The organism is Streptococcus pseudopneumoniae ATCC BAA-960 = CCUG 49455 (genome assembly GCF_002087075.1).
Lineage (GTDB): Bacteria > Bacillota > Bacilli > Lactobacillales > Streptococcaceae > Streptococcus > Streptococcus pseudopneumoniae.
In genome coordinates this window covers 59,634-84,915 of record NZ_MWSM01000001.1, presented here as the reverse complement: position 1 = coordinate 84,915, position 25,282 = coordinate 59,634, and the positions used below count along the sequence as shown (strand labels likewise).

Here is a 25,282-nt window from a genome sequence, read left to right as displayed (position 1 = left end):
CTACTTATTTTTTGAAAATATTGGAGAAATACAAAAAATTGAGAGAAGAAATTTTAAATCTTCCTTCTCTCAACGAATCATTTGCTTTATTTAACCATATCAGGATCGTAATCATAAAATCCTGTATCAAGGAAACGGTTTTTAGGGTGAAGTTTACGAACTTCTTCATCCAGCAAGAAAGCTTGGTCATGGCTAAAGTTGCCCTCTTGGATCAAGCTACGCGCTTGGATAAAGAGTTTTGCAATCTCAACAAAGTTCTGACCAGGAGTGTAGAGCCCTTCTAGTTTCCAGTGAGTAAAACCATGCTCTACCAATTCTGTCAATTTGGTCATCAAATCAAGGTCATTGTTGGCAAAGATGTGGGTCCTATGATTGTCTTCAAAAATGGAATAGTGACTCTCAGGATCACTTGGCTCAGACAAGAAAAGGTCACGCTTGCGAGTCTTTTCATCATCGATATGTGTAAAGTTATAGTAATTTTGCAAGAGCGGACGTTTAGAATGATGGATGACACTGGCACCGTAAACCAAAACTTCAGCAGGAATTTCCAAAATCTCTGGCATTTTGAAGAGTTCAGCCGATGGAATTTCACGCGCCAAAACAGCTTCAGATGCGCCAGCCTTTTGTCCCCAGAAGTTAATCTGACGACTGCTTGTCACCATAGTTGAAGCATCGTAGATAGTCTTAAAGGAGTAACCATCGCGGTTGACTACGTAAAAGACACCTGCATCCCCAATCGTAATGTAGTCTGTCTTAATTTCTTCCAAAAAGTCTAAGAAAGGCTTGATACGATCCATCATATCTTGGTGCATGAGAGCATTGACCGCAACGATCAATTCCTTACCAGCATCATGAACCAACTTAGCGATTTCACGTAATTGGTCATAACTAAAGGTCGTTGGCAGACGAAGGCCAAAATCTTTCTCACCGACATAGATACGGTCTACGCCAGCTTCGAGTAGTTGTTCAACTTGTTCAATACTTTCAGCAGTTGCTGTAATGACAATCTTTTCCATAAGAAAAATTATACCACATTTCTCCAAAATCAGCCATGCTTTGAAAATGAAAAGGGACTTTATTCTTTTTGTAACCTTTCTGTAATAATTCTCTGCTGAAAAAATGATAAAATAGGTATGTACTGTTAAGGAGAGAATAATGCCCGCAAGAAAATTACAATCCTATGAGGTAGACTATCAAGAAGAATTAAACCAACAACTTCCTCATTATCAAGCTTATACACCTGAAGCACAAGCTGATAGCAATCTCAAAGAAATTTTATTTTTTGTTAATATCGCTGTTTTTTGTATCTGTATTGCTATCTTTAGTTTTATCTTTTTAGCATTAAAATTATCAACTGCTCTTGCCTTTGCCGCAGCAATCGGATCCAGCTTACTTGTTTTAAAAGTTCAACGGTCTATTATCAAACGAAAACGTAGAAAATAAATCCAAAAGAGTCTGGGACAAAAGGATTTTGATTTTAGGAATTCTTTATTATAAGTTTTTAAAATCGATAGATTAGACAAAAAAGCGAACAAAACAGAATTCTGAGTGTCAGATAACTTGTTTTGTTCGCTTTTTATATTTAAGGTTAGACTTTTGCCCCAGACTCTTTTTATTTTTTCTTTTTCGATGGTGTGTGGATGGCAATCTTCACTTCAAAGATTGTTCCCTTGGGTTTATTATCTTTAACAGTAATGGTTCCTTTAAGCGCATCTACAATTTGCTTGGCCAGAGATAATCCTAAACCGAAACCACCTTTTTGACGAGTTCTAGCCTTGTCCACTCGATAAAAACGATCAAAAATTTTCTTTTTATCTTCTGTCGAAATACCGACTCCATTATCAGAAACCAGTAAATACAGATTGCGATCGGTCGCCGAGATAAGAAAATCAATTTCACCATCCTCTTCAGTATACTTGACAGCATTATCAAATAGGATAGTCATCAACTGCTTCAAGAGAAGCTGGTCTGTGACAATCGGACGATGGATACGATTTTCAAAACGGAAGACACGATCATTTTCCGAAGCAATCATCTCATAGTTTGTGAAAGTCGTATTGAAAAAACTAGTTGGAACTTCTGCAAGCTCCGGCTTAATCCCATCATCTCTCCGAGCTAAGTTCAGCAAGTTTGTCGTCAAAAAACGCATATTTCGGACTTCTTCCAAACTCGATGCAATACTTTCGCTCACATCCATAATGGTAGCTTCTGGCTTACGGAAAAGGGTCTCTAAGCGATTTTGCAAAACTGCAAGTGGAGTCCGTAACTCATGACTGGCATTTTCCACAAAGGACTGCTGCTTCTGCATGCTCTCAAGCAGGGGTCGAACACTAACCCGAGCTAGATAAAGACTTGCAAGCAAAGACAAAATCCAGAAACTTACCATCACAACGACAATCAATTGCTCATGCTTTTGACTGGCCTGCTCCAACTGACTGGTATTTATCAAGACAGCAGCATACTTGATATTGGTTGAAACCGAACTGATATTGGTTTCCATCAAAATCATGCGATAGATTTCTTCCTGCCCATAGCTATTAAAAACCTGAATCTGGTAGATATGGCCTAGTTCTTTTTTCTCTAACCTAATCTTATCCAAGCCCAAAAATCGATTTCCAGAAAGAAGTTGAGTAAAGTCCTTATCAAAGAGAATGACTTCCGTATTGGAACTGACATTAGGTTTTATTTCTACTTTACTAGCGTCCGCCCTAGCATTTTCTAAATCTTTAATCTCTTCTGTTGCCCTATTCACTGCCAGTTGAATAACTGCTTGAGGATTTTCACTTAGTACGTGGAGCTTATCATCCACTGAAGTATAGAGACTCGAGTGCATGACCTGTAAAATAATCAGAGTCATGGTAGAGAAAATCAGAGTGAAGACACCAAAGTTGCGGATAAAATAACTAAAATCATCCGCATACCATGTTTTTTTTAGTTTACTGAACATCTTTTAAAATATACCCAACACTGCGCAAGGTTTGCAAATTATCTGCAAAAGTGGTTCCTTTTAATTTCTTACGGACTTTTGAAACATAAACTTCGACAACTGAAATCGTTGTGTCACTATCAAATCCCCATAGACGATCAAAAATCTGCGTCTTAGGCAAAATAACATTTTGATTTTGAAGGAAATAAACTAGTAAATCGAACTCTTTCCCCAGCAATTCGACTGGAGTATCTTCAACCTTAACGGTATTTGTTGATAAATTGATGAGAATATCTCCATAAGATAGCGTATTTTCATTAAACTTGCCTGAACGTTTGAGAAGGGCCTGAATCCGCATTTTGAGTTCTTCTAGGTAGAAAGGCTTGGTCAGATAATCATCCGCTCCCAGTTCAAATCCATGTCCCTTGTCATCCAAACTTTCCTTGGCGGTCATGATCAGAACTGGTGTCGTAATTCCCTTTTCACGCAATTCTTTTAAGACTTGGAAACCATTTTTTTCTGGCAACATCAAATCGAGCAAAATCAAGTCATAGACACCACTTTCAGCTTCGTAGAGACCTTCTTCACCATCAAATACCTGCATAACATCCGCAAAATCGTCTAAAAAGTCAAATACTGAATTTGACAGACCTAGGTCATCCTCAACCAATAAGATTTTTATCATGAGAAACTCCTCCTTATTAAAACCATTATACCAAATTTGCCTTAAAAAAAACTCAACTCTCTGCATTTTACATGAGATAGCTGAGTTTTCTTTTTATTTTAGGCTTATTTATGCATTTCCGTATTGAAGAACAACTGCTTCGACTGCAGCTTTTTCACGGTTAATCAAGTCAACACGCGCTGCAATTTCCTTGATTCCCATGCCGATGTTACGGCTAAGAGCAAGGTCAGAAAGTTGTGGCTCAAAGAATTCCTTGTACTCTGCCAAGCGTTGCTGAGTCTTAAATACATGAGCAGGAAGGATAACAAAGCTATCAAAGCTCATATCTCCACCAAGGGCTGCCTTAATCCAAGCCCAGTTTTCACGCGCCCAAGACCAAGCTGTTTTCTGAGTTGCTTGATGAGCTAGGAATTGGTAATACCAAGCAGACAAGTCCTGTGGTTTGACCACAAATTTGTCCTTCCAAGCAGCAATCAAGTTTTGGATATTATCCGCATCTGTACTGTATGCAAGAGCTGCTGCCAACTGGCGTTTAAAGACAGCATCTGTTGCGTGAGTATAAGTATCAAGATAAAGTGCTAACAAGTCTTTAGTCTCATGATGTTTCATCTCATTAATCAGAACTTGTGAGCGAATAGCTGCTGGGAGTCCTGCAAGATTCTCCTTGTGTGTTGCGAAGATTTGGCTAGCGACTTGACTAGCTTCTGCATCATTTGAGCGAATCATCATCGAAACAGCCAGCTGACGAACCAATTCATCCTCATCTGATTCTCCGTCTTTAGCTTCAAAACCAAGACGGTCATAATTATGACGAGCCAATTTAGCAACCAGTCCTTTGAAGGCTGTTTCAGCATCCGTTCCTTCATCAATAAAGCGCTCAAGGGCTGAAATCACTTGAGAAACAGCTGAAACCACCAGATAAGACTCTTCCTTAGCAAGTTTATCAAGAACTGGAAGCAAGTCTGCATAAGAAATGTGCCCTGCCTCAGCCAACAAACGACGTTCTTGAACAATTTGCAGTTTGCTTGTGTTATCAAGTGTCTCTAGCTCAGCAAGAACAGCTTCTAACAAGTCTCCTTGATAGTCGGTAATATAGTGGGCAGTATTTTCAGTGTTGAGACGAAGAGCTCCTTCATTTTCAGCAAGAAGAGCTGCGTAGCCAGGGATTTCGATACTTTCAGTTTCGAGTGTATCAGGCAAGCCTTTCCAGTTGCTATTGAGTGGCACCACCCAGAGACGGTTCTTGTCTTCGTTCTCACCGATGAAGAATTGTTTTTGTGAAATCTTCAAGACATCATTTTCAACTTTGACAGTAAGAACTGGGTAACCAGGCTGTTCCAACCAAGAATCCATGAAGGCTGCGACATCACGTCCTGACGCTTGACCAAGGGCATCCCAAAGGTCACTACCAATGGTGTTGCTGTATTGGTGTTTTTCAAAGTAGGCGTGCAAACCTTTAGCAAAATCAGCATCTCCTAGCCAACGGCGAAGCATGTGCATGAGACGGCTTCCTTTGGCATAGACGATAGCGCCGTCAAAGAGTGTATTGATTTCATCTGGATGTTTAACTTCGACGTGGACAGACTGAACGCCATCAGTAGCGTCACGTTCAAGAGCAAGAGGTACTCCACCTGTTTGGAAATCTTCAAAGATATTCCAGCTTGGTTCGATGGTATCCACACAGACGTATTCCATCATATTAGCGAAACTTTCATTGAGCCAAAGGTCATCCCACCATTTCATAGTCACGAGGTTCCCAAACCATTGGTGAGCCAATTCATGGGCCACAACAAGGGCAACTTGTTGACGGCTAGCAAATGTAGAGTTCTCATCGACAACCAAGTAAACTTCACGGTAGGTCACCAGACCCCAGTTTTCCATAGCACCAGCTGAGAAGTCAGGAAGGGCGATGTGGAGAGATTGAGGAATTGGGTACTTAACTCCATAGTAATCTTCGTAAAACTCGATAGAGCGAACAGCGATATCCAGTGAGAAATCAAGATTTGAAAGTGGATGTGCTTTGGTTGAGTAGACACCTACCAGGGTACCATTTTTAGTTTTAGCGGTCACCCCTTGCAAATCACCAGCAACAAAGGCCAACAAGTAAGAAGACATGCGAGGTGTTGTCTCAAACTTCCAGATACCTGTTTCCTTACGGTTTTCAACATCGATTTCTGGCATGTTTGACAAGGCCAATTCACCTTCTGCTTGGTCAAAGCGAAGAGAGAGGTCAAAAGTTGCTTTGGCTTCAGGCTCATCCACACATGGGAAAGCTTCGCGCGCAAAATGGCTCTCGAACTGAGTAGACAAGACCTCCTTCTTGACTCCATCAACTGTATAATAAGAAGGGTAAATCCCTGTCATGTTGTCTGTAATTTTACCAGAAAAGGCAAGAACCAATTCAACTTGACCAGCCTCAGCCAATTCGATATGAAGGGCTTCATTGTCATGGTCAACTGTAAATGGACGAGCTTGACCTGCAACTTCTACAGAGGTGATTTCCAAATCTTTTTGGTGGAGGGAGATGCAGTCACTCTGTGCTTGACCAGTGATGGTCACTTTCCCAGAAAAAGTCTTGGTCTCACGACTCAAATCTAAAAATAAATCATAATGTTCAGGAACAAATTGCTTAATAAAATGTTCAACTGCTTGCATAGTTTTCTCCTATTCTAAGTTTAAGAGCTGCTGCTCTTCTTCAAACAAACTTATTATATCATATTTTGCTTGAGAAAAAAGGATTGGACAGCGATTTCCAAAACTTTCTTCCTTCTAATAGTCTACAGTGGGTAGACCTTGCGAAATTCTTCTAAAACAACCTTGCTTTCAGGTGTAAAAGTCAATCCTGCTTCACCCAAGCAGTCTCTGAAAAAATCCTCATGAACCTGGCGCCAATAGGCAAGTGATTTGTCTCCCTCACCTTCCTTAAAGGCATGTTGCGCAGAAACTTGATTGAAGAGTTCAACAGAAACCTTTGTAATTTCGACAATGCAGACAGACTGATTTTGACTATCTAAAATGATATCGAAGGTCCCTACTTGGGGAAGTGGTTCGTCTTCTAGTACATAGAGGTCATAGGCTGATGCTGTTCTGTCTTTTTTCCTTTAAACACCAAATCCGCTAAAAGATCTGGTTCAACTCCAAAAGCCCAAGCATCGATTTCATCTCCGATCAAAGGATTGATTTGCTTGTATTTATTCCACATTTCTTGCGGTATCATGGGTACTCCTTTGTAATTTTTTACTTTCTTCTTTTATGTGTTTAAGATGATCTGGATGGTCAATCTCTAAATCAAAAATCTCTGGAATAGAACTGTAGTGGATAATGCACTTGATCCCCAACTGATTCATTTTTTGTATGAAAGAAGTATTCAGATAGCCTGCTACAGCAAAATCAATCTTGTTCTTTCTTGCTTTATCCTGCATATCTCTTAGCATATCTAACATTATTGGACTTTCCATATCATGCCATTGACTGTTTCTCATAGTCGCAAAAACAAAGGAAGTCAAATCATTCATTCCAACTACAATCTTTGAAATGCCCGTTTCCAGTATACTAGATAAGTCAAAATACGCTGACGGTAATTCAATCATCGTTCCGACTTTCCCAGTAAAGCCATACTGACGCAATACTGTAATAGCTTGTTTTAATTGGTCGGCATCATTGACAAAAGGAAAGATAAGAGATAGATTGGAGTTGGTTTGATAAACTTCTGTAACGACATGTGCTTCAGCCTGAAATTCATCCAAACACGCCAGTAAACGCCTAGTTCCTCTATAGCCAAACAAGGGATGCCCTTCGTCAAAAAACTCTTTAGTCCCCACTAAACAATTGGCTTCTGTATTCGTTAATTCAGTAAAACGATACCAAACTTCTTCATCTGAGTACAGGGAGCAGATAGTCTCTAGATAATCTTTTACAAATTGCTGACAACTTGCTAATATGATGTTTTGATTAAGCTCTCTCAACAAATATTCCCCACGAATCATGCCGACGTGGTGAAATAATTAGGGGTAAACTTTTTCAAGAATTTTTTCGCCACTAAGGGCAAGTTGATTTTTCATAGCCATTCACCTCGTCTTAAAAGATACAATATCATATATAATTATCTCAAAATTTCCTCTAGTTCAAAAGATTCATAAGGTTCAGATAACTCATATCCTAAAAATTCTGCTACTTTTTTGGAAGCCTCATTATGAGCATCCCAAAGTGGAAACATATCTCTATTTAAACTCTCTAGAATCATTGCAGCACCAAGCTTTTTAGCAAATCCATTCCCTTGTTCGTTTGGTCTAGTTGCAACTTCCACTTCAACTGCTTTACGGTAAACTAACCCTGAGGAAATCCCAGCAATCAGTTCATTATTTTTAAGAATCACAAAGCCAAATCCACCTTTTAAAACAAAATCCTGATAGGACTCAAAATCCCCCTGTAAATCCTGTGACCATTCTTCCGTAGAAAAGCAGTTATAAATATGATTATCAATAGGCACAATATTGTAACCTTCCTCTAAATGAGTAACTAGATTATTTAAAAATTCAACTTGAAAATTTGCCTTATCTTTAAAAGAATAGCGAGTAAAAGAATTTAGCCCCACTTTTCGATGCAGAAAATCTTGCCAATTAGTATTTTCTGAAATAATAATCTTATAATCTAAACCATATTTTCTAACAAAATCTTCCCAAAATCTGGAATCCAACTCCCCTGCTAGGTATAGAAAATTCCCAACATCATAAAAGCTTGTTGTCCTATCATTGTTTCGGTAGACAGTTCCAATTTGAGATTTAAGACCATAGAGAACCATATTTTTCTTCCATGTTTTAAATAGTTCCATTATCCCTCTACTTCACCTTCCAATTCATGTAAGAAGTCTTGTCCAGTTCTGGAAATCCTAATAATTCAGACTTAACCTTCGAGACTAATGGCGATGCATTTTCTTCTGTAATCTCTTGAATATCCATCCAAATATATCCAAGTGAATCATTCGCACCATCAGACACAGCTTCCGAAGTCGTAACTTGAGGTGCACTCTCATTCATTTCAACATCATACAAGGCCATGACATGGTGAACCATAAAATTTGTTAACTCTTCTCTGACGAAAACATCGTAGATTCGAGGATTAGAGTAGCTTCTAACAGTAAATCCCGTCTCTTCCATAACTTCTCTAGTCAGCGTTTCCGTCAGTCCTTCACCAAGTTGCTGACTGCCTCCAGGTAGATCATACCGATGTTGATAAGGGCCTCTCGTTTTTTCAATGCAGAGTAACTTCCCATTTTCTAAGCAAACAGCGTAGACTCCAAAGTGTCTTTTGATTTCCATCCAAATCCTCCTACTTCAAAGACCAGCCACCATCTATTGTCAGAATTTGACCCTGCATGACAGATACCTTACCACTGGCCAAAAAGAGACTGACTTCTGCCACTTCCTCTGGTTCAATCCAGCGCTTGATTGGTGTTTCACTAGCAACCCAGTCAGCCAATCCACCTGGCTCAAAATCTGCAGAGGTCATAGCTGTCTTGACTGCTCCTGGAGCGATACCAAAGACCTGAATCCCAGCTTCAGCATAGTCTAGAGCCAACTGCTTGGTAAAGCCAGCCAAGGCATGCTTAGAGGAAGTATAGGCGTGACCACCTCCACCTGCTAGGCTAGAAGCAATGGAACACATATTGATGATGATTCCCTTTTTATTTTCCAGCATTTGTGTCAAATAATACCGAGTCAACTCAACAGGAGTCATGTAGTTAATTTCAAAAATCTCTTGAATGTCCTGCGCTGATTGTTCCAATAGGGTTTTATAATCATCCAAAACTCCTGCAGTATTACACAAAATATCTACCTGAGGACACCAGTCAAAAATAGGTTCCAAGTTCAAGGTCAAATCTCTCTGTAGAAAGTGGAAATCACCCTGTAATAGTGGATTTTCACCTTTATCCACTCCATAAACTTGAAAGCCCTTCTCTAAAAAGAGTCGAGCCTGAGCTAGGCCGATCCCTGAACTCACTCCCGTAATCAATACACGTCTAGTCATGCACTTCTACCCAATCTGTCGCCAAAACATCACAAGGTGTCGGGCTCCACATGGAAAAACCTTCTCCTTCTCCAGACACGTTGATTAGGAAATAAGGTGTCACTTCAAGTGCAAGCCCATTTTGCTCGATGGTATCAAAGAGTTGGACATAGTTTTCAGCACCTCCCCAACCAGTTCGTACATATTTTTTCTTAGCCTTTAAGCCAGGTAGAATTTCTTCAAATGTCATGTTTTTCTCCTTTAATGTCAATAATTCTCCCCTTCATTATAACAAAAAAACCGCTTTAAAACGGCTTTTTGACTGTGATTTATTTACATCTTCTTCTACTTACGGCAAATTATTCCCTGCAGCAAGATAAATTTCATACCATTCTTTTCTTGTTAAGCTAAAGTTTGCCGCTTGGCTAACTTCTCTCAAGTGCTTAGGATTTGTGGTACCTACAACTGCCTGCATTTTTGCTGGATAACGCAATATCCAAGAAATGGCAATAGTTGAAGAGGTTACTCCATATTTAATAGCTAAACGATCAAGTACTTGATTTAAAGCTTGAAATTTCTCATTTCCAACAAAATTCCCTTTAAAATACCCGAATTGTAAGACAGACCATGCTTGAATGACCACATCGTGTAATTTGCAATATTCAAAAATGCTGCCATCTCGCATAGCTGCTTGACTATCTTCCATATTAACATGAAAAGCTGATTCAAATCCTGGAGTAAAAGCCGCACTCAATTGTAGCTGATTAACAGCTAACGGCTGCTTGACATCTTTTTTAAGCAACTCCATCATCATAGGATTTTGATTAGAAACTCCAAAATCTCGAACTTTACCTTGTTTATAAAGGAGATCAAAGGCTTCTGCTACTTGGTCAGATTCCATCAAAGCATCTGGTCGATGAAGAAGCAAGCTATCTAGATGATCAATCTTCAATCTTTGCAAAATACCGTCTACTGATTTTATAATATAGTCCTTAGAAAAATCAAAATAGGTAAATTCTTCAATGCGAATGCCACATTTGGACTGAATCCACATCTCTTCTCTTAAATCTGGACGATTTTCTAGGACAAGACCTAACAGTTCTTCACAACGACCACGACCATAAATATCAGCCAAGTCAAAAGCATTGATTCCAACAGAAAGTGCTGTTTCTACAAGCTCTTCAACTTCTTTTACAGACTTATCTTTTATTCTCATCATTCCGAGAACAATTTCTGATAATTCTTTGTCATCTTGACCAAGAGTTATGTATCTCATCAAATTTTTCTCCTTTAATTTCTAACATTCTTCCCTTCATTATAACAAAAAACCGCTTTGCAACGGCTTTTTGACTATACTTCACTCCATTTTATCTTCTTAAACCCACGGAACAAGACAAAGATTCCAATAAAGAGGACAGCTAAAGGAATAATCTTTGTGAGGAAAACATTTGAAATGCCCATCCACTCATAATAACGGAGCAGAGAACCCACCACAAGATGGGCAACAATCATACTGACAAAGGGACGAAAGACCGCTTCTTTCCAATTCCAAATACTGATGACTAGAGAAAGCGTAAAGACAAGGAAACTGTCCCAGGGAGCAGGAAGATAAAAGGCTCCTTCTTGTACAAAACTTCCTATTCCTACATATCCCAGAACAACTAGCAGAACAAGAATCCCAACGACAATATAGGTGCCAATTTTCATTTTAGAAGAATCTTGGACTAAGCTCCAACGTAAGATTGTAGCCACAAGCCCAAAGCCAACTAGAAAAAGAAGAAGTTGCCCTAAAAACGTGAGCAAATTGACTGTTAAGAGAGGACCTTTAGAAAAATCGCCTAGTAGTTGATAGTAATGTAATACCGCCAGGACAAGAATTGGTGTTAAAAAGGACTCTTTGACCGAACTACGTGGTGCTTCCTTGAGCATCTCTTTCATTAATTTTTTAGGATTCTTACCTAAATAATCCTCTGCACTCATGCCATCTCGTTCTGCTTCTGAAAAATCTAACATCATCAAATAAATCTGCTCTCTGAGATAGTCTTCATCATAGAGAAATCCAGCAAGATTAAAACTTTCCCACAACTCCTCAAAATACTGCTGATTCTCCTCAGAAAACTCATGTAGCAAAGCGCTTGTTTCTTCGTAATACTTCATTTTCTTCATGGTTTAACCCCCATTCTTAATCCCTTCTACTTTTTGACTCAAATCGTCCCATTGTTGCCAAAAGACTGAGACACGCTCTTCTCCTTCTTTCATTAATGAAAAATACTTCCGATCTGGACCATCTGGCGACGGGCGCATGTCGCCTCTTATCCATTGATTTTTTTCTAACTTTTGCAACAAAGGATAAATAGTTCCTGGAACGATAGTATCAAATCCAGCCTCTCGCAAAGTCTGAACCAACTCATAACCATACCGCTCTTTTTGACCAATCATATCCAAAACACAACCTTCAAGAACACCTTTTAATAGCTGAGTTTCTTTCATCCCTTCTCCCTTCTAATCTATTTTGTAATACCTACTAGTAGCTTCAGCTATAGTATACCACTTCCACACTAGTTTGTAAAGCATAATAGTTGATACTCTTCGAAAATCTCTTCAAACCACGTCAGCGTCGCCTTAGGGTATATATGTGACTGACTTCGTCAGTTTCATCTACAACCTCAAAACTGTGTTTTGAGCTGACTTCGTCAGTTTCATCTACAACCTCAAAACTGTGTTTTGAGCTGACTTCGTCAGTTTCATCTACAACCTCAAAACTGTGTTTTGAGCTGACTTCGTCAGTTTCATCTACAACCTCAAAACTGTGTTTTGATACTCAATCATTTTCAAAAAGCAACCTTGTTCATTGTCTACTGACAGTGGACTTTAAAACGCTTTTTTCCAGTCCTTGAATAACTTCTTGAAGCTTATCAATGACGGCTTCCAATGTTTGGAAAACCTTGTTTTTAAAACCTCGTTTTCGAATTTCTTTCCAGACTTGTTCAATAGGGTTCATTTCTGGTGTATAAGGTGGGATAAAAGCCAACTCAATATTACTTGGAATCTCTAAGGTACTTGATTTATGCCATATAGCATTATCCATGACAAGTAAAATATAGTCATCTGGATAAGCTTGTGAGACTTGCCGTAGAAATTCATTGGTCCACTCAGTATTGCATCCTCCAGCAATGAGGAAAAAGGAATCTCCTGTCTGAGCATCTACTGCCCCATAACAATAGCGATATTCTCGCATATAATGACTAGGAATGCTAGGTCGGATTCCTTGAGGAGCCCAACAAGAACTCATCTTACTGATTCTTCCGAAACCAGCTTCACCTTGGTACATCAAACGTACTTTGTTATAAGTCCCCTCCTCTTTAAAGCGCTTACTTAAGGTCTCGAATGTAGATTTTATTTTTAGACGTCTCAATTGTCTGAGCGTCTGCCTTCTTGGGATGCTCAGGTCGAGGAGTGACCGTTCGCCAACCATGTCGTTTCAGGAGATAATAGAAACCATCACGTGTGGAAGTGCGACCAATCTCTTTTTGATAGGCTTCAAATAACTGATTGACAGTTACAAATTCCCCAGCCTGAGCAGCTTCTATATGACGTTTTAGAAATACTTGTTCTTCTTCGTAAGTCATATATTCTCTATGACGTCCACCACGGGGCTCTTGAAGAAGCGCTTCTAAACCAAACTCCTTATATTTTTTCAAATTCCTCCAAACAGTTGTTTTATTGCAATCTAGCAGATCCATGATTTCCTTATAACTCTTTTCTTTTGAGCGAAAATAAATAATCTGTAGACGTTTGTGATATTTGGCGTACGATGAATCTCTTAGGAGTTGTTCAATTTTTTGTGTTTCTTCGTTTGTAAGTTTCATAACTACTATTATAAGATGTTTTTTGATTTTAGTCCAGTATGAGCAACCTGCGGCTAGCTTCCTAGTTTGCTCTTTGATTTTCATTGAGTGTAAATCAAAAACAGAACTAGCATGAACTAGTCCTGTCTATTGTTACCCAATCACACTTCCATTTGGTACAGCTGGATCAACTGTGAGAAGGGTTAATTTTCCATCATGTTCAGCTGAGAGGATCATACCTTGGCTGACATATTTCTTCATCATCTTACGAGGTTTGAGGTTAGCAACGATTTGAACTTTCTTGCCGACCAATTCTTGTTCGTTTGGATAGTATTTGGCAATTCCTGAGAGGATTTGACGATCTTGACCATCACCAGCATCCAAGCGGAATTGAAGCAACTTATCTGAACCTTCTACTTTAGACACTTCTTTGACTTCTGCGACACGGATTTCAACCTTGTCAAAGTCTTCAAACTTGATTTCATCCTTGTTGAGTTTGAGTTCGACTTCGTCTGGATTCCATTCTTTTTCGACTGCTGGCTTGTTGCCTTCCATTTGTTCCTTGATATAGGCGATTTCTTCTTCCATATCCAGACGTGGGAAAATTGGTGTTCCCTTAGCAACTACAGTCACACCTGCAGGGAAATCAGCCAATTTCAAGTTCTCAAGGCTAGAAACTTCTGCTAGACCAAGTTGAGTCAAGACTGCACGACTAGTTTCCATCATAAATGGCTCAATCAAGTGAGCGACGACACGAAGGCTAGCTGCCAAGTGACTCATAACGCTTGCCAATTGATCGCGGAGTGCTTCATCCTTAGCCAAGACCCATGGTGCGGTCTCATCGATGTATTTATTGGTACGAGAGATAAGAGTCCAGACTGCTTCAAGGGCACGTGGGTAGTCAACTGCTTCCATGTGTGTATGGTAGTCAGCAATTGATTTAGCAGCTACTTGAGCAAGAGCATTGTCAAATTCAGTCACCCCTTCTACATAGGCAGGAATTTGTCCATCAAAGTACTTGTTAATCATAGAAACCGTACGGTTGAGGAGGTTTCCAAGGTCATTGGCCAATTCGTAGTTGATACGGCCTACATAGTCTTCAGGAGTAAAGGTTCCATCTGAACCAACTGGAAGGCTACGCATAAGGTAGTAACGAAGTGGATCTAGTCCATAACGCTCTACCAACATTTCAGGATAGACAACATTTCCTTTAGACTTAGACATTTTGCCGTCTTTCATGACAAACCAACCATGGGCAATCAAACGATCTGGCAATTTGATATCCAACATCATAAGAAGGATTGGCCAGTAGATTGAGTGGAAACGAAGGATGTCTTTTCCTACCATGTGGAAGACTGTTCCATTCCAGAACTTGTCAAAGTTACCATGTTCATCTTGACCGTAGCCAAGAGCTGTCGCATAGTTAAGAAGGGCATCAATCCAAACGTAGACAACGTGCTTAGGATTTGATGGGACAGGCACTCCCCATGTAAAGGTTGTACGAGAAACTGCCAAATCCTCTAAACCTGGCTCGATGAAGTTGCGCAGCATTTCATTCAGACGACCATCTGGAGTGATAAATTCAGGATGGGACTTGAAAAATTCGACCAAACGATCTTGGTATTTGCTGAGGCGAAGGAAGTATGATTCTTCAGATACCCATTCAACCTCGTGACCTGATGGAGCAATACCACCAGTTACCTTTCCAGCTTCATCACGGAATACTTCTGCAAGCTGACTTTCTGTAAAGAATTCCTCATCTGATACGGAGTACCAACCAGAGTATTCACCCAAATAGATGTCATCTTGAGCAAGCAAGCGCTCAAAGACTTGTGCGACAACTTTTTCATGGTAATCATCCGTTGTACGGATGAATTTATCGTATGAGATATCTAGTAATTGCCAGAGTTCTTTGACTCCAACTGCCATCCCATCAACATAGGCTTGAGGGGTGATTCCAGCTTCTTCAGCTTTCTGCTGGATTTTCTGACCATGTTCATCAAGACCTGTCAAATAAAAGACATCGTAGCCCATGAGGCGTTTGTAGCGTGCTAGGACATCACATGCGATGGTTGTGTAGGCAGATCCGATATGAAGTTTCCCAGATGGATAGTAAATCGGCGTTGTAATATAAAAATTCTTTTCAGACATAATTTTTCCTTTCCAGGCAAATGAAACCTGTTTTTCTAACACTTCATTATATCACATTTTTAAGGATTTTCGATAGGGAAATCCATACAAAAACAAGATAGACAAGTGTCCATCTTGTTGATCTTATTCATAACGAAGGGCTTCGATTGGATCAAGTTTCGATGCCTTGTTGGCTGGCAAGACTCCAAAAATCATACCCACGCTAGCCGAAACTGCAAGACTAAATAGGGCAACTGGGATTGATACTCCAACTTCTATACCCGTAATCAAACCTTGCAGTAACAAACCTGCTAAGGCAGTTAAACCACTTGCAATTGTCAAGCCAATTAAGCCACCTAACAAGGTCAAAATCATGGATTCAATCAAAAACTGGATTAAAATATTGGCACGCGTTGCACCCAAAGCCTTACGGAGACCAATCTCACGGGTACGCTCTGTAACAGAAACCAGCATGATGTTCATAACACCAGTTCCTCCAACAAAGAGGGAAATCCCTGCGATGGAACTGATAATCGTCGTCATAAAACTAAACGATTGTTGAATTTCTGCAAATGTAAGCGACTCATCTGCCACCTGATATTCTCCCTGTTGCAAGCCTGCAAGTTCTGTCATTTTTCGTGCCAGTTCTGGACCCAGAGTTGGAGTTAAACTGGTATCATTCACTCGAAAGACAATACTAGCTATTTCATCTACATTAAAATTCGCAGCAAGGGAGATATTGGTAGTAATAGGCAAGCCACCAAACCCATATATTTTTGACCTTTTAGCCTCTGGACTAGTATAAACCCCAATGACTCGGTAACTAAAATCATTGACTTCTACAACCTTGTTAATAGCCTCTTGTGGAGAGCCAAATAAACTAATGGACAATTCCTCATCTAGCAAAATGACACTTGCAAACTCTTTGAAATCTTGCTCTCTTAGACTACGACCTGCAATAATTTCATTCTTAACAGCGTCCATGTAAGTTCTGTTTCCACCTGTCAAATTGGCATTTTCAACTTTTTTATCTTTATAAGTCAAGATGGCGTTCGTTGAGTTGGTTACATAGTAATTATCCACTCCCTTGAGTTTGGCTGCCTCCTTGACCCAAGATTCTTGCGGTTTTGGTGGTTCAACAGGAACTTCCTCTTCTTTTCCAGAAACCGTAAAAGCTGATTGTTTCTGAGTAAAAGACCCATCTTTACTTTTTTTAGGAGAGAAGAAGACGCTAATATTTTTCTGAGATTTGGTCATATCTTTATTGACTTGACGAGATAGGGAATCTCCCAAAGCCATAATCACAACAACCGATGAAACACCGATAATAATCCCAATCATGGTAAGCAAAGAACGCATCTTGTGAGCCATAATAGATGAAAAGGCAAATTTCAGATTCTGCATCTTAGTTTTCCTCCTTTTCTAACTGAGCACTATCAGATGAAATAACTCCATCGCGAATGACAATCTGACGTTTGGCATAAGCAGCTATTTCAGGCTCATGCGTTACCATGATAATGGTTTTTCCTTCTTTGTTCAAGTCAACCAATAGTTGCATAATTTGATTTCCTGTTTTGGTATCCAAGGCTCCTGTCGGTTCGTCTGCTAAGATAATAGAAGGATTGTTTACCAAGGCACGCGCAATAGCCACACGTTGCTTTTGACCACCAGATAATTCCGAAGGCAAATGATGACTACGTTCTGTCAATTCAACCTTATCTAGATATTCCTCAGCTAACTTGCGACGTTTTGAAGCCGAAACTCCTGCGTAAATCAAGGGCAATTCTACATTTTGCAGAGCATTGAGTTTAGATAGAAGAAAGAACTGCTGAAAGACAAAACCGATTTGTTGGTTGCGAACCTTAGCTAGTTGTTTTTCACCCAATCCAGCCACTTCTTGACCTTCAAGATAATACTCTCCACTACTTGGTGTATCCAACATGCCAATCGTATTCATGAGAGTAGACTTACCAGAACCAGATGGTCCCATAATGGCAACAAACTCACCCTCATTCACTTCTAGGTTGATATTTTTGAGAACCTGCAGTTCTTGGTCACCGTTACGGTAGCTTCTGCAGATATTTTTTAGACTAATTAGTTGCTTCATCAGCCTTCACCTCTTTTCCTTCTTCCAAGGAAGACGTTGGGTTACTGATGACCTTGACTCCATTTGTCAGACCTGAAGTGATTTCTTGGTTGTCTGCATCAGCATTGCCCAAACCAACTTCCACTTTCTTGGCCTTTTTCTGCTCGTCAAGCACCCAGACATAATTCTTATCATTTTCAGTCACAACACTTGTTAGAGGAACCAAAATGGCTTTACTCTTATTTTTGACCTCAACACTTACTGAGAATCCTTGTTTCAAATCACCGATTTCACTTGTAACATCAATAGTGTATGGATATTTAGAACCAGAATTACCAGAAGCTGCGGCAGCTGGACTAGCTGCTTCACCATTGTTTTTAGGATAGTCAGAAATATAGCTTAATTTCCCAGTCCATTTTTTATCAGGATACACTTTAGAAGTAAAGCTTACTTCTTGACCTACAGATAGGTTGGCGAGGTTATATTCAGATAGTTCTCCCTTAACTTGCAAGTTTTCATTACTTACGACATGAACGACTACTTGGCTAGCTCCTGTTGGAGATTTAGAAACATTGTGGTTGACTTCGACCACAGTTCCCTCTAGGGTACTGAGAACCGTCATTGCATCTAACTGACTTTGAGCCTTACTTAATTGCGCCGCAGCGTCTGCACGCGCATCACGGGCATCACCCAACTGAGCGTCAATAGAAGCAACAGAATTTCCAGCCACTGGAGTTGGGCTTTGCACCGTTGCATCTTCTCCTCCTGCTGGCGCAGAGGCTTGAGGAGCCGGAGCTGAAGCGACTTCATTTCGTGCTTGATTGAGTTCATTGATATGACGATCTGCCTTAGCGACTGCTCGGCTAGCTGAATCATAGGCCGCCTGGGCTTCTGAACTACTGTACTTGACTAGAGCCTGCCCTTCACTAACCTTATCGCCCACAGAAACAAGGATTTCATCTAAATCTCCCTTGCTAGCATCAAAATAAACATATTGTTCATTTTTTGCTGTTACTGTCCCTGACAATAAAACAGAGGATGCCACGCTTCCTTCCTTGGCAACAACAAGATGAGTAGCCTCATCTTTTACAGCAGTCTGAGATGGTTGTCTAAAGAGCAAAATCCCCCCAGCACCTAATACAACTACACTGGCAGCACCGATTGCTGCATACAATTGCCACTTTTTAGCTTTACCATTCTTTTTCATAATGAAACTCCTTTTTGATTTAAAGTTCTTAACAATATTATACAAAAATTATCAATTTGAAACAATAACATTTCAGAACGAAATAATGACATTTCAGGATTTAATTATTGTTCGGAATTTTTGTTTAGTTATTGTACTAGATATATAATACACTTTATTTTTATTTTTTGCAAGCCTTTTCTTTAAATTTTTTGAACGTAGCAGATTTTTGCAATCACATCAAAAAAAAGATAGAATATGACTATCAAAAAATGACACTCTACTATTTTAAAGAGTACAAAGGAGTTTTCAATGAGAGAATACGATATCATTGCTATCGGTGGAGGTAGCGGAGGAATTGCCACCATGAACCGTGCTGGTGAACACGGAGCCAAAGCGGCCGTTATTGAGGAAAAGAAATTAGGTGGAACCTGCGTCAACGTCGGCTGTGTTCCTAAAAAAATCATGTGGTACGGGGCGCAAATCGCTGAGACTTTCCATCAATTTGGAGAAGACTACGGCTTTAAGACTACTGATCTTAACTTTGACTTTGCAACCCTACGTCGCAATCGTGAAGCCTACATTGATCGCGCTCGTTCTTCTTATGATGGCAGTTTTAAACGCAACGGTGTAGACTTGATTGAAGGTCATGCTGAATTTGTAGATTCTCATACTGTAAGCGTAAATGGTGAACTGATTCGTGCTAAACATATCGTGATTGCTACAGGTGCCCATCCAAGTATTCCTAATATTCCTGGTGCTGAGCTAGGTGGCTCTTCTGATGATGTATTTGCCTGGGAAGAACTTCCAGAGTCAGTTGCCATTCTAGGCGCTGGTTATATCGCCGTTGAATTAGCTGGAGTACTCCACACTTTTGGTGTCAAGACAGACCTCTTTGTTCGCCGTGATCGCCCTTTACGTGATTTTGATTCCTACATCGTTGAAGGTTTGGTCAAGGAAATGGAAAGAACAAACTTACCACTTCATACTCACAAAGTCCCTGCCAAGTTAGAAAAAACTGCTGAAGGCATTACCATTCATTTCGAAGATGGTACTAGTCACACAGCTAGCCAAGTTATCTGGGCTACAGGCCGCCGTCCAAACGTTAAGGGCTTGCAACTTGAAAAAGCTGGAGTGACTCTGAACGAACGTGGCTTTATCCAAGTGGATGAATACCAAAATACTGTTGTTGAGGGAATCTATGCTCTAGGTGATGTAACGGGCGAGAAAGAACTGACTCCAGTTGCAATCAAGGCCGGACGTACCCTATCTGAACGTCTCTTTAACGGAAAAACTACTGCAAAAATGGATTACTCAACTATTCCAACTGTTGTCTTTTCACACCCTGCTATCGGAACTGTTGGTTTGACAGAAGAGCAAGCTATTAAAGAATACGGTCAAGACCAAATCAAGGTTTATAAATCAAGCTTTGCATCTATGTACTCTGCTTGCACTCGCAACCGTCAAGAATCCCGTTTCAAACTCATAACAGCTGGTTCAGAAGAAAAAGTTGTCGGACTTCATGGAATTGGCTACGGCGTTGATGAAATGATTCAGGGATTTGCCGTTGCTATCAAAATGGGAGCAACCAAGGCTGACTTTGATGCAACTGTGGCAATTCACCCAACTGCATCTGAAGAATTTGTAACCATGCGTTAATCGAAACAAAAGAAGCAGAGCAAAAAACACTTCTAAATATCAAAAAGCGAGTATTTCCGTAGTTGGAGATACTCGTTTTCTTATGTTTTATTTTATAGTATGTTGAAGTAAGATATGCAAAAATCAATTAACAAACCATAGCAAAATACAAGGATTATAATACAATCATTTATTCTTTTCTTTAAAAGATTCATATATTTTTTTATATAATTCTTTTATATCTTTTTTCTGAGAATTCAACTCTTCTTTACCGTAGTCAAAGTTTGCTACCACAAATCCCGCGCCATCATCAGAAAAAGTAAAAAACTCTATTTCAATTAGTTTATTATGCTTAGAGTCCTCTATGGTATCTCCTAAACCATTATTGAATTTCTTCACTTCTTCTTCACGAACTCCGAACCCCGTAGCAGCTCCATTTGCAATGATGTTTGAAAATACTTCTTCTGAAGATGATACTTCTTTCACAGTTATGAAGTATATAGCTTCTTCCGTTTCTACTTGTCTCACTTTATTCCATTTTTCTGTATCACTAGAAGAAAGCGTATAGATTGTTAACTCTACCGTTGGCTTATTGATATTTTCTTTTGTAATCATTTGTTTTCCAAAAAAGAAAATGGCAAGTGCCCCAGTTACAAAGATCAAAGCAATATAAATTTTCTTTTTCATAACTTATACCCTATATCTTTCATGTCAATTATCACATCAACTTCGTTATAGACAGCTGGATCATGCGTCGCTATAATGACATATTTATCTTCAGCTATTTCATTCAATAATAAGCGAATGATTTCTTTTCCAATCTCACCATCTAAAGCTCCTGTGGGCTCATCTGCTAAGATAATTTTACGTGGCTTCGTTAACATTCTGGCAATAGCTACACGTTGAGCCTGCCCTCCAGACAATTCATATATTTTTTGATGTAAATAGTCACTTGACAGTCCTACTTTTTCAAGTACGTCAGTTATTGTTTTTTTGTCTTTAGTGATAAGGCTCAGATTATCATATACTGTTTTGTTATCTATTAAAGAATAATTCTGAAATACATATCCAACAGTATTTTTAAAAAAAGTTCTTTCTTTTATCTTCCAAATATCTTGTTTATCAACTAAAACATTCCCACTGTCAATTTTTTCTAATCTTCCTATAATATTAAGAAGGGTACTTTTACCGGAGCCAGAACCTCCAATCAATGCATAGCTTTTTCCAGATTCAAATATTAAATTTAAGTCTGTAAAGATCTTCTTTGAGCCGAAACTTTTTGAAACGTTCAAAAGGTCAATTGTCATGATTCATCTCCTTTTAAAATTTTAGTGTAGCTTTCAGATAATTTTCTAAAACTCATTATGATTGACAACATCAAAACTAGCAGAGAAGCCGCTCCAATATATAGCAACTCTATTTGCCCTGTCACAAGAAATGTAAATAGAATAACCATTGTAATAGTCATCATAAAATATTTGAGACTTGAAATTGCTATATATGTTTTTGAAAGACCCAAAATGATTTTTTTCACATATTCATTCTGTTTTAGAGTAATAAAAAGTTGGACATATTGATAAATGAGTATAAAGATAATGCTGTAAATTATCTTCTGCAAGATTTGTGAAAGTAAAATTTGGTGCTCTAAGGATTGAATCTTTAATTTCACAATTTGGTAAACATCTACTGGATTCATTGAGAAATTCAACGGGACAGTCATCTCATTTATTTTTTTTACCGCTTCAGGTCTAAAAAGAGATTTATATAGTATGTTACTAGCCAAAGAAAACTTATTATTTTCCATCATTTTGTCTGTATCTAACACAACAACTATATTATCTTTGCTATCTGCTAGACTTGCCATTGGTAAAATATCTTTATTTTTATGATCGATATCAGCATCCTCATTGAAATAAAAAATTTTATTACCATCAGGAATTATTTGTACTGCAAGCTGTTCTTTTGTATAGTTTGTTCCAATAAATTGTTCTGCTACAACTGTATTCTCAATAGATTTCTGGTTTTCTTTCCACTTCTCAGGAATATAAATGGTTGCTATCTTATTATCTAAAAGATGATAGTTTGTTCCATTCACTTTATTTTGTAGGTTAGCACCTGTTTGATTAATATAAATCAACTCTTTATTTATTTCTGGATTCGTTATTCCGTCATTTTCTAATTGTTTAGAAAAGTCTTCTAAAACATGAGATGTTTTCATAAAATCTGGAACATATGCCGAAGATCGTTCAATATATAAGAAATCTAAGTTTTTTAAGGCAGCAACTATCTGTAGATACTGACCATCTGAATCACTAACTTCTCCATTTTTAGCAGAGTTACTTTCAATTCCAAGGAACTCAATCCTTCTCCAGTCTTTTACTGTGTCCCACGGTACTAAATTCTGTATTTGTATGTTCATACTAGATTGACTACTCTTTGTTTCTTGTAAAAAAACTCCTGAGACAAGGATAATAATCGAAATAATAGCAAGCCATACGACAAAAATAAGCTTGTTTTTTGCCTTGTTTTTGATAATTTCAATGGGCTTTTCAATCTGAATCGTCGACCAAAATAAAACAAAGGTGATGAGATCAATGATTTGAAATAGTATAAAATTCGTTAAAAGCAGAGAGAAAAATAACTTAGAACTATAAGTGAAGAAACCATTTCCCAAAAAAGAACTGTAAGAAATCATCAATAAAGCCATCATAATCAGTTCAAAAATAAGAGAAATCACATACTCTCTTCTAAGATCGTATACAGGCAAGCCCAAAGAACGTCGTATCACTCCTTCTTTGATCTGCCTCGTCCTAACAACAAATAAAACAACTAATAAAGTTAAGTAAATGGAACCCATTAACAGTATTCTTAAAGTTCCAGTGAATTGTAATATTCCTCCTATATACCAAGGATAAGCCATATAGACTGTTTGTAGTCCAGTCATCGTAAGTGGTTTCAAACTGTCTACATCCATTTTCCCAAGGGTGTAATACATCCCTACTATTGGTGCTGACTTTAATTGTTCATTATTTACATCATCAAAGTTTACATACTTCAACTGACCCGAACTCTGAACGATTGGCTTGTAAATGGTAACCTTTTCCGTTTTTGATAAGTCACGAACCATTTCATATATTTCGTTATTAGAAAGATTACTTTTCCCTTGAATAGAGAAAGCACCATCAATTGGTAAAGGTATGGGGATTTCGGTATCACTAATAGTGACCAGACCAATTGTAGCAATCAAACAAAAGAAGAATCCAATGATACATAATTTTAATTTCATAAGCAATTACCATATTACAAAAGACCCTATTTTATAATTGGGTCTCCTGTTTTCATAAATTATTTTTAAAATCTATAATAATCCCAATATGCATTTAAGCGAACATCGTTCCAAGATTTTGTTGCACTTGAATATGCCCATCCATAATCTTTTTTATCCTGAGCTTTAACTGTTCCCCAAAAATTCGTTACTGAAGATTTTGAACCAATATTATCTGGAGACTTAACAAAGTAATTCGAATAACCATAGTTATCATTTACACCATATTCCCATACATCAATAATCGGATATGGAGCAGGGTGTGCTGTAGTTGCACTAACAACACTAGCTGCAGTAGCAAAGCTAAAACTGAAAACACTTGCAGCTAGAAAAACAGATGCTTTCTTATTAATTCTTTTTTCATTTTACTTCTCCTTGGATTAAAATATTTGATGAAGACTAAGTAATAGTCCCCTTTTTAGTCCCTCCATATTACTTTAATATGAATTGATTATATTTAGGTTTTTAATCACCGTTATGGTATCTAGAGTCGTTAAAATATCTCATAACTACCCCTCCTTTTAAAATTGGACACATCTAAATGCATCCGTTTACATTTTTAATATAACACTTATTTTTTACTTTGTCAAATATTTACTAGTATATTTTTTATTAATAAAATAGGATTATCTATACAGACAATTTTCGAATCAACAAAAAAATTATCCAACTTAACCAATAAGCAAAATCGGCTGTTACAGTTTTTGTTACCTTGTTTTTAAAAAATGGTTGACATCGACTCCTATATGAGTATAATAGTTACTATACATTAGAAAAGAGGTTAACTATTTTGAAAAAAGCTCACGTTTATGCTATCCCTGCTATTGGGGCTGCTCTCATTGCTGTTTTGGCACAAATCAGTCTTCCAATTGGACCTGTTCCCTTCACTCTGCAAAACTTTGCAATCGGCTTGATTGCTACTGTCTTTAGACCGAGAGAGGCTGTACTTTCTGCTGGACTCTATCTTCTTCTAGGTGCTATCGGTCTTCCTGTCTTTGCAGGAGGTGGAGCTGGTTTTCAGGCTTTAGTTGGCCCTACTGCAGGCTATCTTTGGTTTTATCTCGTTTACTCTGGACTTACTTCCTCTCTAACCAACAGCAAGAGTGGTGTTGTTAAGATTTTTCTTGCAAACCTCTTGGGTGATGCCCTTGTCTTTGTCGGCGGGATTCTCAGCTTGCATTTCCTAGCTGGAATGGCATTTGAAAAAGCTCTTGTTGTGGGGGTTCTTCCCTTTATCATTCCAGACCTTGGCAAACTTCTGGCTATTAGTTTTATTAGCCGTCCCCTACTTCAACGCCTTAAAAATCAGGCTTACTTTACTAACTAAAAAAGGATATCGAGTTGCCATGACTCAATATCCTTTTCTTTCATTTTGAAAACTTATATTCTTCAAAAATTTCTTCAAACACGTCAGCTTCACCTTGGATTATATATGTGACTGACTTCGTCAGT

Annotated in this window: 23 protein-coding genes and 2 pseudogenes; 3 read left to right on the top strand and 22 right to left on the bottom strand. The window is 38.5% G+C overall.

Annotated features, from left to right (window positions below):
- Positions 1-86 precede the first annotated feature (86 nt).
- A complete protein-coding gene (locus B4W83_RS00510; protein WP_000411855.1) occupies positions 87-1,016 on the bottom strand; it encodes a peptidase U32 family protein in 930 nt (309 codons plus the stop codon).
- A 139-nt stretch (positions 1,017-1,155) separates the two neighbouring features.
- On the opposite strand from B4W83_RS00510, the gene B4W83_RS00505 reads away from it, so the two are divergent.
- Positions 1,156-1,443, top strand: a complete 288-nt coding sequence (locus tag B4W83_RS00505) for a DUF3270 domain-containing protein (RefSeq protein ID WP_001111516.1) — start codon at positions 1,156-1,158, stop codon at positions 1,441-1,443.
- A gap of 169 nt (positions 1,444-1,612) precedes the next feature.
- Here B4W83_RS00505 and ciaH read toward each other — a convergent pair whose 3' ends face one another.
- From ciaH to B4W83_RS00415, 17 genes and pseudogenes are all read right to left on the bottom strand, one after another.
- The gene (ciaH, locus tag B4W83_RS00500) at positions 1,613-2,947 is read right to left on the bottom strand and encodes a two-component system sensor histidine kinase CiaH (protein ID WP_000491804.1); all 1,335 of its coding nucleotides are present in this window, start codon (positions 2,945-2,947) and stop codon (positions 1,613-1,615) included.
- A complete protein-coding gene (gene ciaR, locus B4W83_RS00495) occupies positions 2,937-3,611 on the bottom strand; it encodes a two-component system response regulator CiaR (RefSeq protein WP_000590626.1) in 675 nt (224 codons plus the stop codon). The genes ciaH and ciaR overlap by 11 nt, the downstream gene beginning before the upstream one ends.
- 108 nt (positions 3,612-3,719) lie before the next feature.
- Positions 3,720-6,266 carry a M1 family metallopeptidase gene (locus B4W83_RS00490; protein ID WP_001149095.1) on the bottom strand — a complete coding sequence of 849 codons (2,547 nt, stop codon included), beginning with the start codon at positions 6,264-6,266 and terminating at the stop codon, positions 3,720-3,722.
- A gap of 122 nt (positions 6,267-6,388) precedes the next feature.
- Positions 6,389-6,828: pseudogene (locus B4W83_RS00485) on the bottom strand (ASCH domain-containing protein).
- Positions 6,803-7,672: pseudogene (locus B4W83_RS00480) on the bottom strand (putative PEP-binding protein). The pseudogenes B4W83_RS00485 and B4W83_RS00480 overlap by 26 nt, the downstream one beginning before the upstream one ends.
- Before the next feature lie 41 nt (positions 7,673-7,713).
- Positions 7,714-8,442 (bottom strand): GNAT family N-acetyltransferase, encoded by a 729-nt coding sequence (locus B4W83_RS00475; RefSeq protein ID WP_000418693.1) that lies wholly within the window; start codon positions 8,440-8,442, stop codon positions 7,714-7,716.
- A gap of 7 nt (positions 8,443-8,449) precedes the next feature.
- Positions 8,450-8,929, bottom strand: coding sequence for an NUDIX hydrolase (locus tag B4W83_RS00470; RefSeq protein WP_000403937.1), 480 nt, complete (start codon positions 8,927-8,929; stop codon positions 8,450-8,452).
- Between the two features lie 10 nt (positions 8,930-8,939).
- Positions 8,940-9,638, bottom strand: a complete 699-nt coding sequence (locus B4W83_RS00465; protein ID WP_000198452.1) for a 3-oxoacyl-ACP reductase — start codon at positions 9,636-9,638, stop codon at positions 8,940-8,942.
- A complete protein-coding gene (locus tag B4W83_RS00460; RefSeq protein WP_000141911.1) occupies positions 9,631-9,867 on the bottom strand; it encodes a DUF2829 domain-containing protein in 237 nt (78 codons plus the stop codon). Before B4W83_RS00460 ends, B4W83_RS00465 begins: the two co-directional genes overlap by 8 nt.
- A 99-nt stretch (positions 9,868-9,966) precedes the next feature.
- A complete protein-coding gene (locus B4W83_RS00455) occupies positions 9,967-10,893 on the bottom strand; it encodes an aldo/keto reductase (RefSeq protein WP_001269451.1) in 927 nt (308 codons plus the stop codon).
- Between the two features lie 74 nt (positions 10,894-10,967).
- Positions 10,968-11,783, bottom strand: coding sequence for a hypothetical protein (locus tag B4W83_RS00450; protein ID WP_000738413.1), 816 nt, complete (start codon positions 11,781-11,783; stop codon positions 10,968-10,970).
- 3 nt (positions 11,784-11,786) lie between these two features.
- Positions 11,787-12,107: a PadR family transcriptional regulator gene (locus tag B4W83_RS00445; protein WP_000665420.1), complete on the bottom strand. Its 321-nt coding sequence runs from the start codon at positions 12,105-12,107 to the stop codon at positions 11,787-11,789.
- Between the two features lie 358 nt (positions 12,108-12,465).
- A protein-coding gene (locus B4W83_RS00435) for an IS630 family transposase (RefSeq protein ID WP_087148655.1) occupies positions 12,466-13,486 on the bottom strand; the annotation gives its coding sequence in 2 pieces (ribosomal slippage) (positions 12,466-12,991 and positions 12,990-13,486; 1,023 coding nt in all).
- 132 nt (positions 13,487-13,618) lie between these two features.
- Positions 13,619-15,616 carry a methionine--tRNA ligase gene (gene metG / locus B4W83_RS00430; protein WP_001291359.1) on the bottom strand — a complete coding sequence of 666 codons (1,998 nt, stop codon included), beginning with the start codon at positions 15,614-15,616 and terminating at the stop codon, positions 13,619-13,621.
- Between the two features lie 123 nt (positions 15,617-15,739).
- Entirely contained in the window at positions 15,740-16,999 is a 1,260-nt protein-coding gene (locus B4W83_RS00425) for an ABC transporter permease (RefSeq protein ID WP_001180418.1), read from the bottom strand.
- 1 nt (position 17,000) lies between these two features.
- Positions 17,001-17,702, bottom strand: a complete 702-nt coding sequence (locus tag B4W83_RS00420; RefSeq protein WP_000811469.1) for an ABC transporter ATP-binding protein — start codon at positions 17,700-17,702, stop codon at positions 17,001-17,003.
- The gene (locus tag B4W83_RS00415; protein ID WP_025172078.1) at positions 17,686-18,891 is read right to left on the bottom strand and encodes an efflux RND transporter periplasmic adaptor subunit; all 1,206 of its coding nucleotides are present in this window, start codon (positions 18,889-18,891) and stop codon (positions 17,686-17,688) included. The genes B4W83_RS00420 and B4W83_RS00415 overlap by 17 nt, the downstream gene beginning before the upstream one ends.
- Positions 18,892-19,179: 288 nt before the next feature.
- Between B4W83_RS00415 and gor the strand changes: the two genes are divergently transcribed.
- The gene (gene gor, locus B4W83_RS00410; RefSeq protein WP_001209574.1) at positions 19,180-20,526 is read left to right on the top strand and encodes a glutathione-disulfide reductase; all 1,347 of its coding nucleotides are present in this window, start codon (positions 19,180-19,182) and stop codon (positions 20,524-20,526) included.
- 165 nt (positions 20,527-20,691) lie between these two features.
- On the opposite strand, the gene B4W83_RS00405 is transcribed toward gor, so the two are convergent.
- The 4 genes from B4W83_RS00405 to B4W83_RS13760 form a co-directional block, all read right to left on the bottom strand.
- Positions 20,692-21,192, bottom strand: coding sequence for a hypothetical protein (locus B4W83_RS00405; RefSeq protein ID WP_000727305.1), 501 nt, complete (start codon positions 21,190-21,192; stop codon positions 20,692-20,694).
- Positions 21,189-21,812: an ATP-binding cassette domain-containing protein gene (locus tag B4W83_RS00400; RefSeq protein ID WP_000151031.1), complete on the bottom strand. Its 624-nt coding sequence runs from the start codon at positions 21,810-21,812 to the stop codon at positions 21,189-21,191. The genes B4W83_RS00405 and B4W83_RS00400 overlap by 4 nt, the downstream gene beginning before the upstream one ends.
- Positions 21,809-23,791, bottom strand: a complete 1,983-nt coding sequence (locus B4W83_RS00395; protein WP_000768915.1) for a hypothetical protein — start codon at positions 23,789-23,791, stop codon at positions 21,809-21,811. Before B4W83_RS00395 ends, B4W83_RS00400 begins: the two co-directional genes overlap by 4 nt.
- Positions 23,792-23,856: 65 nt before the next feature.
- Positions 23,857-24,183: a hypothetical protein gene (locus B4W83_RS13760; RefSeq protein ID WP_078929959.1), complete on the bottom strand. Its 327-nt coding sequence runs from the start codon at positions 24,181-24,183 to the stop codon at positions 23,857-23,859.
- A gap of 437 nt (positions 24,184-24,620) precedes the next feature.
- On the opposite strand from B4W83_RS13760, the gene B4W83_RS00385 reads away from it, so the two are divergent.
- Entirely contained in the window at positions 24,621-25,157 is a 537-nt protein-coding gene (locus tag B4W83_RS00385; RefSeq protein WP_000709036.1) for a biotin transporter BioY, read from the top strand.
- The last annotated feature ends 125 nt before the right edge of the window (positions 25,158-25,282 follow it).